The 7,509-nt window shown below is 57.5% G+C and carries 10 protein-coding genes and 1 pseudogene; 2 read left to right on the top strand and 9 right to left on the bottom strand.

What is annotated here, in order from left to right; genetic code table 11:
- Positions 1-547 precede the first annotated feature (547 nt).
- Together NKI61_RS20445 and NKI61_RS20440 are read left to right on the top strand one after the other, a co-directional pair.
- Entirely contained in the window at positions 548-730 is a 183-nt protein-coding gene (locus tag NKI61_RS20445; RefSeq protein ID WP_352840511.1) for a hypothetical protein, read from the top strand.
- Between the two features lie 414 nt (positions 731-1,144).
- On the top strand, positions 1,145-1,525 hold the full coding sequence (locus NKI61_RS20440; protein ID WP_352840508.1) for a response regulator: 381 nt from the start codon (positions 1,145-1,147) through the stop codon (positions 1,523-1,525).
- 279 nt (positions 1,526-1,804) lie between these two features.
- Here NKI61_RS20440 and NKI61_RS20435 read toward each other — a convergent pair whose 3' ends face one another.
- The 9 genes and pseudogenes from NKI61_RS20435 to NKI61_RS20400 all read right to left on the bottom strand — a co-directional run bounded on the left by NKI61_RS20435 (position 1,805) and on the right by NKI61_RS20400 (position 7,507).
- Positions 1,805-2,515, bottom strand: coding sequence for a HoxN/HupN/NixA family nickel/cobalt transporter (locus NKI61_RS20435; protein WP_352840506.1), 711 nt, complete (start codon positions 2,513-2,515; stop codon positions 1,805-1,807).
- 224 nt (positions 2,516-2,739) lie between these two features.
- Positions 2,740-3,801 (bottom strand): cation diffusion facilitator family transporter, encoded by a 1,062-nt coding sequence (locus NKI61_RS20430; RefSeq protein ID WP_502899908.1) that lies wholly within the window; start codon positions 3,799-3,801, stop codon positions 2,740-2,742.
- The gene (locus NKI61_RS20425; protein WP_352840503.1) at positions 3,798-4,067 is read right to left on the bottom strand and encodes a metal-sensing transcriptional repressor; all 270 of its coding nucleotides are present in this window, start codon (positions 4,065-4,067) and stop codon (positions 3,798-3,800) included. The genes NKI61_RS20430 and NKI61_RS20425 overlap by 4 nt, the downstream gene beginning before the upstream one ends.
- 44 nt (positions 4,068-4,111) lie before the next feature.
- Positions 4,112-4,334, bottom strand: a pseudogene (locus tag NKI61_RS32940) (hypothetical protein).
- A gap of 234 nt (positions 4,335-4,568) precedes the next feature.
- Complete coding sequence (locus NKI61_RS20420) at positions 4,569-4,910, bottom strand: hypothetical protein (RefSeq protein ID WP_352840502.1); 342 nt, start codon at positions 4,908-4,910, stop codon at positions 4,569-4,571.
- A gap of 264 nt (positions 4,911-5,174) precedes the next feature.
- The gene (locus tag NKI61_RS20415; RefSeq protein WP_352840499.1) at positions 5,175-5,381 is read right to left on the bottom strand and encodes a hypothetical protein; all 207 of its coding nucleotides are present in this window, start codon (positions 5,379-5,381) and stop codon (positions 5,175-5,177) included.
- A complete protein-coding gene (locus tag NKI61_RS20410; RefSeq protein WP_352840497.1) occupies positions 5,378-5,653 on the bottom strand; it encodes a hypothetical protein in 276 nt (91 codons plus the stop codon). Before NKI61_RS20410 ends, NKI61_RS20415 begins: the two co-directional genes overlap by 4 nt.
- 373 nt (positions 5,654-6,026) lie before the next feature.
- Positions 6,027-7,178 carry a hypothetical protein gene (locus tag NKI61_RS20405; protein WP_352840495.1) on the bottom strand — a complete coding sequence of 384 codons (1,152 nt, stop codon included), beginning with the start codon at positions 7,176-7,178 and terminating at the stop codon, positions 6,027-6,029.
- Positions 7,179-7,186: 8 nt separating this feature from the next.
- Positions 7,187-7,507, bottom strand: a complete 321-nt coding sequence (locus NKI61_RS20400) for a hypothetical protein (RefSeq protein WP_352840494.1) — start codon at positions 7,505-7,507, stop codon at positions 7,187-7,189.
- Positions 7,508-7,509: the final 2 nt, after the last annotated feature.

Genomic DNA, 7,509 nt, shown 5'->3' with positions numbered 1-7,509 from the left:
GAGCTCTTCGCATAGCTCTCTCGCGTCTTGGCGCGAACACTCGCAGCGATAGCGCAGGATTGTAGCCTGTTCAGTCAAGTCCTGCTGAATGTCGTTCAATTCGGCCAGCTTCCGTTCGATAGAACTCATCTAGGCACCTTGCGCCTAGAAGTGGCCGCGCGCAAACGCTGGTTCGATAGCGATGCCCAGTTGGGTTGTGCTGCGCTCTTAGGCGTCGAATTCCAGCGGCTGGTGCTCCGGTAGCTCCTGCCACATCACTTGGCGGAACTCGGGACGGTCTCCCTGTTGCGCGCAGATGGGGCGCGCATAGAGATGCTCTTCGCCCAGTCAGGGTCATGTGGCTTGCCGGAAATGGGCGGTCCGAGGTCGGCCATTCTGGTCAGGCCCGACCGAACCCGCCGCAGCGGCAAAAAGTTTCCGGAAAGGCGTGCCTGTTGTCCGATCGCCCGCTCGGATTTTCGTACCATCTATTCCCGACTTCCATTAGCATCCCCTCATGGCAACTCTGCGGTACGGCGTAAGGCGGGAACCGGCTGGGACATGGACGGTGTTCGACGTGTTCACCGGGCTGCCGGCTATTTTAGCGGGCCACCCATCTGTCGACCTTCCTGATATGGAGTACGCCAAGGAGCTGGCGGACATCCTGAATGCCAACGACCTGAAGCAGAGGCTGTCCCACGGGAGGTTCCCAGGAGGGTTTCGCCTGATGGCACTTAGCGCCTCGGGCTAGGGAACCAACTGGGACGCCTGCACGTTCGGTTTGCGTCACTGGTAGGCTGACCGTGAGAGAGCTAAACAACGAACAGCGACGGGCTATCTCGCGCCTCATTCGCAAGTGGATTACGTCAGAGACGATCCGCCGTCACCTTCGCGAGTTGCTGAAGCTGCCTGTCGAGACTGAGCTGCCCAAGAAACATCAATCACTGCTTGACGAGATTGATGGGAAGCGCAACGGCAGATAGGCACAGAATTCCGCGTCACAACCTACCGGATGTACGAGAAATCATCGCTGGGTCTCCCTGAAAAAAGCTCTTGACAACGTACAATGGTGGACGTTGAGTTCCGAACCGTCGCTGGCTGAGGTTGTGGGCGCTGGCGACTGGGAAGGGTCTTCAACCTCCCGCCCTTCATGAGGGTAATGACGATGGGCACCCAATCGGTGTTGTCGGTTGTCGTTTTGGAAGATGAGGCGCTTATTGCGCTCGATGTCGAACAGTCATTGTGTGATGCCGGCTTCAATGTCTTGGCAGTCCTGTCATCTTGCTCCGAGGCTCTTGAGTGGCTGCAATCAAACTCCCCCGATGTAGCCGTCCTTGATGTCGAGCTGAATGATGGAAACTGCGAGGCCGTAGCCAGGCTCCTTCACGAGCGGAATATCCCGTTTGTTGTTCATTCGGGAAGCGCGTTCGATGGCAGCTACTACGATCCGATCTTTCAAAACGGAACGTGGGTATCAAAGCCCGCCGGGGACGGGGATGTGACTAATGCAGTCGCGGCTTGTGTCAGAAGCCGGTCCGCCGCATAGACGGTTATGGCGCTCCATTGGTTCTCCCCAACGGTCTACGTCAGGACCGAGCAGATCGGCATCACGTTGGGCGTCAGTCACGTCGAGGGTGCCTCCAAACTCTCCTTCAGTGGAACAAGCGTGGGCCTAAATGGAACCTCGCGGTGCGCGTATGTAGGGCCTGCCTAGCTGACCAAGCGACACCTCAGGAGGTTCGTCAGGCGTTTCCGAGCTGCTGCCAAGGAAGAGGGGGTATTGAGGCTCGACGCGCCTTGCTGACTGAGGGGGCAAAACGGGCCTTCAGGAAGCGATTTGCCACACCGCTACGCCCGCGAGCAGCAGCCCAGCTAGTCCCTCAACCCCACGCGAGATTACCTCGAACACACGGGGACGATTGTCTAAGAAGTGCATCAGCCGTTGCCGAAACAAGATCGAAAGGATCGCGACACAGGACAGGGTCAGCGTGACACCGACCATCATTGTGATGGCGAAGAGGATGCCCGCTCCGGGTACGCCGCGAGATATGGCGAAGGTCATGACGAAGAGGGTCAATGGGCATGGGATCAGTCCGGCCATTACACCCACAACCTCACCTTCATGATGGTGGTGATGGCCGTGGCGAACTGCGCGCCATAACATCCAGAGGCCTATAAGGCCGAGTAGGCCACGGCTGATGTCTTCGAGAAGAGGGGCGCGGCCAACGCTGCCGAGCGTGGTGGAGACAAGGGGCAAGGAGAGAACCGCAATCAAGACAGCAATAGTGATGTGCGTGAACGACAGCGTGAGCGACACCAATAGGCCGCGAGACACCGACGCATCTGATCCGGCAAGGTAGGTAGCAAGGACGGCTTTGCTGTGTCCCGGCGTCAAGGCGTGGGCTGCCCCGAACACGACGCCCATTGGCAGGAAGGCCGTGAACGCCAGCCAGTCGCCTCCCGTCTGGAGCAGCTTTATCTGGTCGGCCAAGGCCAGATAAATCGTTCGCTGATACTCGACGAGCGAATGAAGCATCGGCTCAGTGTACCAGAAACGGCATTGTCGACACGATCCTTGGTGCCTGTGGGAAGTGCCTCAGTTTGAAGTCTGAAGCCGATAAAATTGTATGGAACCGTTGCCAGAGTTACACGTTTGCAGTGCAAGTGGTCGATCCGAAGGGTGTAGCCGCTCCAATCTCAGGAAGTCCGTCGCCTACGCTTATTAGCTGCGACGGGCTTCTTGTCTTCCAAACTGACACGCTAATCGGCGTCTGTGGGAGGCATCCCATCTCCATGGTCGTGGTCGTGACCAGGGTCGTGCGGATGTGGGTGGCTGAGACCAACAACTTCTGACGAGAAGCGAATGTTTGCCGCAGCGAGGGCTGGCATGTGTTCCAACATTTCTCTTTCCAGGGTTTCGGCGATCCTACTTGCCGCCGAAAGCGGGAGGGACCGGTCAACGTTAATCGCCACATCAGCGTGGAGTTTGTGGCCTATCCATCGTGCTTTCGCCTCCACGATCTCGGCTCCCGGAACGTGGGCGGCCGCATGATGGATTTCCTCGATCACGCCGGGCTCAATGCCGTCGAGCATACGGGTGAGGACGGAGCGGGCCGACTGCCAGACAATTCCCAAGATTGCCACCGTGATCAACAGCCCTATGATCGGGTCGGCGAGCGGAAAGCCCAGCCAGACACCAAGCGCGCCGACTACAACGGCAAGGCTCGTCAGCCCGTCCGTGCGCGCATGGAACCCGTCCGCGATCAGCGCCGTACTGTTGATCTCGCGGCCCACCCTTATGCGGAACACCGCCACAGCCTCGTTGCCAAGAAAGCCGACGATACCGGCCGCTGCCAGCCAGCCAAGGTGCGTCACAGCTTGAGGATGGATTAGCCGGTCGATGGCCCGATACCCGGCGACAATCGCGCTGAAGAGGATGATCAGAACAATCATGATCCCTGCGAGGTCTTCAACCCGGCCAAGGCCGTAGGTGAACGTCTTGGTGGGCTTCCGGCGTGCCAGTATGAACGCGATCCAGAGCGGTACAGCCGTAGTGGCATCACCAACGTTGTGGATTGTATCTGCGAGCAGCGCCACGCTGCCTGACAGCACCACGACGCCAATCTGCAAAAGGGCCGTGACCGCGAGTATGACGCACGACCACTTGATCGCCCAAATTCCGCGATCAGTTGTGGCGATGGTCGCGTCAATGACGCCGTGGGTATGGCCATGCGAGGAATGGTCGTGACCGTGGCCATGCCCGCTATGGTCATGAGATCCGAAGCCGAACCAATCGAGAATACGCGCGCCGATTCCGTTCATAGGTATTTGGCCAGTTGCTTGAGTTCGGCGAGGCTGTCATGGGCGCTACCGGGTTCAGCCGTATCGGTCAGACAATGCTCGATGTGATCGTGGATCAGCTCGCGCTTTGCGCCACTGATGGCGCTCTCGACCGCGTGGAGTTGCTGGGCTAGGTCGACACAGGGTCGACGCGCCTCAAACATGGATAGTACGGCTGAGAGATGCCCTTGAGCGCGCTTGAGGCGCTTCACGATGGCGGGGTGCGAAGTGTGTAAGCTATCTGACATGCCGCCACCCGTATCCCCCCGGGGAGGATATGGTCAAGGGACTTTTACTCCATGTCCGGTACGTCGCCACCCACGGAGAGCGTCGTCGGCTCCCCGTAATCACCAAGCGCCGGGTCTGTATCACGGCTCCAGGCTATGACGCCGACATGGCTGGATGATAGGCCCTTGGCAGTGCAAATCGCGCGTCTTCGCTCTGCTGATCGGTTGGACCATAGGCTGTGAACAATCGCCATCCTGGCCTCGATCAAAGGCAACAACCACAATCAACTTCGCGCTTTACGATTGCGAATACAAAATGGGCTGGCGTTGAGGTGGGAGATTTCCTGGGCGGCAAATCAGGTCCGATCCCTAGGGTGCGGATATATACTCATTGACTACTCAGTACACCTTTTTCACCGGCCCCAGCGCTCTGAATCGAGCAGGACCTCGTACCGAAAATGTGTGTTCATCGAAGCTCATAGCGTGGCCGTGTGGGAGTAAGATAACTTTGGCGGCGGTGAGCTATGAGGCCTTGCTCACCATTGGCGAGGCCTTTAGCCGGTCAGCGAGCTTCACGGCAAGGCGAGATGTCGAGTCGGTCTGCCTAATCAGGGCAAGCAAATCGATGCTGAAAGTCGCACCACTCTTTTTCATATCTCGGAGTTCCGCATCCAGCATCGACTGCAGCGCTGCCAGCCGCGCTTTCGCCCGTGTCAGATCTATCAAACCGTCGATTTGGGCCTGTGAAACGCCTGCCCCGTTGCCGAAATACGCCCGGAACCCTTCTTGGAACGCTTTCTTTTCTGCCCTCGAAAGGGCCTTGGGGAAAGGCAAAGCCCTCATATTTTTCACATTTTTGATCATAGCAGACATTGGCTCCAAGACTGAGAACTCGTGTCAGGCACCAATCCGTAAAACAATTGCAGAAATCGGGCCGATGCATCGAGCAAATGTTCGAACGCTGCCAGAATAATTGCGCGCGTGGGCGGGCGTGCGGTCGGCGTGCGTTGCCTGATGTCCACATTTTAATGCCCCCACCCCTTCAGAGGCGCCGCCGCGCTGGCGTCACAGCGCGGCGACCAGTGGCCTGAGAGGAAGGGCAGACGCCCAGGCCAACGACAGGTTTTTTCAATGGACTGGGTAACGCCTCTTTACCCCGTCAATCGAGCGCTGGAACCAGATCTCCATCTGCCGTCGATAGGTGGCGAGACGTACGCTGATTTCGCGTTCGTTGATGTCCTGCTTTTTGAGGGTGGCTTCGTAGTCGACAAGAACTTTATCGCGAACCTTGGCCAACGCGGCTGTGGCGAACTCGACTGCCTGGGACGGGGTCATAGCTTCACCTTGGCGGTGCGAGGCTTAACGCCTGCCGGCTTCACGCTCCTCTGCGGTCCCGCTGCGACTTCAAGCAACGTGAGGCGATTTGCCAGCGTCTTGGTTTCCCGTGCGACCAAGGCCTCGATCACATCCGCGATGTCGGCGAGTAGCCCGTCCTCGGCCAAGACCGAGGTCACATTGCTATCCGCCTTGGCAAAGACCTTTGCCAAGGCAATGATGGTGTCGAGCTGATCGCTATTGCTGGAAGTGAGCTTTGTAAGTGCGCGCATCTGGTGAGGCCTCCGATGGGGTGGAAGGCGCACTATACCTCAACCAGTTTCCGCAACTTGGAACGCGTGACCTTGGTCAGGTCTACGAGAGCACGACTCAAGGCTTGCTCTATTTTCGAGCGATCGTGTGAGTCCCATTCTGCCAGGTATCCGGCCTCTACCAGGCTGTCTGTGAGCTCCGTGAGATCGACCTCCACATCGAGGACCGCGAGCCCTTTCGATTTCCGGTCGAGATACCTGTTCTTTCTTTCAATGCACGTCATTTCACTCGTCCCCGCTTTGGATTACCCGCTCCTTTCTCGTTACCCCTCGTAGGTAGTGCGTCGGTTCAGCGATCGCCAGTCACGCGTTACGGCGCCGTTCAATCCGCGCCTTATGCCTTGATTATATGATGCAGGTTTTTGGCTAGGACTATTTCAGTCAGCCGCTTTGCCGTCTCCAGATCATCGCCTTTGAGATCTTCGAAGCCGTATGGCCTTCTCCTCGCGTGGGGGTTGGCGTCTTCCCACTTCCAGCAAACACCCGTCCAAACCGCCTTGATTTCAGCAGATACGTGAACACACAACTGTGCCTCATCGAAAAAAGGCGCCTGGCGTATGAAGTCAAACCTGGGTTCTTCAAACCTAGCTTCGACACGTGCCGCAATCTCGGCAACGCTTATCGGCTCTACGTCTCGTTGCGCCTCAACCTCTTCAACATGCTTACGGCGAACCTCGTCAACCGCGGCGCAGAACGCGCCCCATTCCTTCGAGCCTTTTTCAACACCGGCCTTTTTCGCCAAGCCCTTTCGGAGATAGTAAAGTGCGTGTCGGTCGTCTTGAGGTTCGCATTCGGGATTAGATATGACCTCATCGATCGCGTCATCTGTTATCGGGTGAGATTCAACAAGCTGCCTTGTCTCATCCGAAAGGAGATCGGCAGAAGTGCTTGCCTGTCGTTTCTTTTCATAGCTTTCTTTTGGTGCCTTTCCTTTTACCCTTTTATCCCGCAGCGGGTCTGTTACTGAAGAACGCGGCGCGCGTGCCCCTGCTACGCTCTCCACGTTTTCGCTGACCAGACCCGCTGCGGACTGGAGAGGCGGCTTCGCCCGTTGAGAAACAATCAGTCTTGGCCCTTCGTAATCGGTAGGAAACGACGCACGTACACGATGCATTACAGTGATCAATTTCCCCTGCGGGTTGCGGGTCATCAGATGGTCCGGATAGGCCAAGCCTAGTTTGTAAAGGCGCCCAAAACTTTCTTCGATCGACCTTGGCTTCATGCCGCACCAAGTAGCCAACTCGTCGGCTGTCCAACCAAGGAATTGATTTTTGAGATTAAAGAACGCCGTTATCAGGCCTACGCCACGCAATGCAATGAGGTCCCTTGCACAGATCCTGACCCCTTCCCGGATAAACTCCTTGAGTTGCGCACCACGTTTTTTCGGCTCGTCATCCCAGACGATCGGCACATATTTGAGTTTGACAAGTTCTTTTTTCTTGCCCTGCAAGTCGGCCAGTTTGGCCTTGTCGTCGTCGGCAACCAAGTTGCCCCCTAGCGTTCCCATTTCGCGCCCTTTCTGAAATTTTGGACCTGCCGGCGCAACGAAGCTGCGACGGCTTTCGTGACGCCATCCAGTTGCGTCCCGGAAAGGCCATGGCGGCGAACCACGCCCGTGCGAAATTCTCCCAACGTCTTTGCGAGTTCTCTGTCAAAATCAGCGGAAGGCTGCCTGGCCAGTGTTTTAGCCACGGCCGGAATTCCATCTCGCTTGATTGTGGCGAGCCGGCTCAGATCGATGATCTCAGCCGGCCCGGCAGGCGCCGGCCTTGACGAGGGCGCCCGCTTTGTAGGGATGGTGATGACCTCGGCCATCA

Origin of the sequence: Mesorhizobium sp. M0514, from assembly GCF_040321145.1 — a bacterium.
Classification (GTDB): domain Bacteria; phylum Pseudomonadota; class Alphaproteobacteria; order Rhizobiales; family Rhizobiaceae; genus Mesorhizobium.
This window is presented reverse-complemented; position numbering and strand designations above follow the sequence as displayed.

Coding starts and splice junctions, on each gene's coding strand:
- NKI61_RS20440 (WP_352840508.1), top strand. CDS start 1,145: ATGGGCACCCAATCGGTGTTGTCGGTTGTCGTTTTGGAAGATGAGGCG.
- NKI61_RS20435 (WP_352840506.1), bottom strand. CDS start 2,515: ATGCTTCATTCGCTCGTCGAGTATCAGCGAACGATTTATCTGGCCTTG.
- NKI61_RS20430 (WP_502899908.1), bottom strand. CDS start 3,801: ATGAACGGAATCGGCGCGCGTATTCTCGATTGGTTCGGCTTCGGATCT.
- NKI61_RS20425 (WP_352840503.1), bottom strand. CDS start 4,067: ATGTCAGATAGCTTACACACTTCGCACCCCGCCATCGTGAAGCGCCTC.
- NKI61_RS20420 (WP_352840502.1), bottom strand. CDS start 4,910: ATGATCAAAAATGTGAAAAATATGAGGGCTTTGCCTTTCCCCAAGGCC.
- NKI61_RS20415 (WP_352840499.1), bottom strand. CDS start 5,381: ATGACCCCGTCCCAGGCAGTCGAGTTCGCCACAGCCGCGTTGGCCAAG.
- NKI61_RS20410 (WP_352840497.1), bottom strand. CDS start 5,653: ATGCGCGCACTTACAAAGCTCACTTCCAGCAATAGCGATCAGCTCGAC.
- NKI61_RS20400 (WP_352840494.1), bottom strand. CDS start 7,507: ATGGCCGAGGTCATCACCATCCCTACAAAGCGGGCGCCCTCGTCAAGG.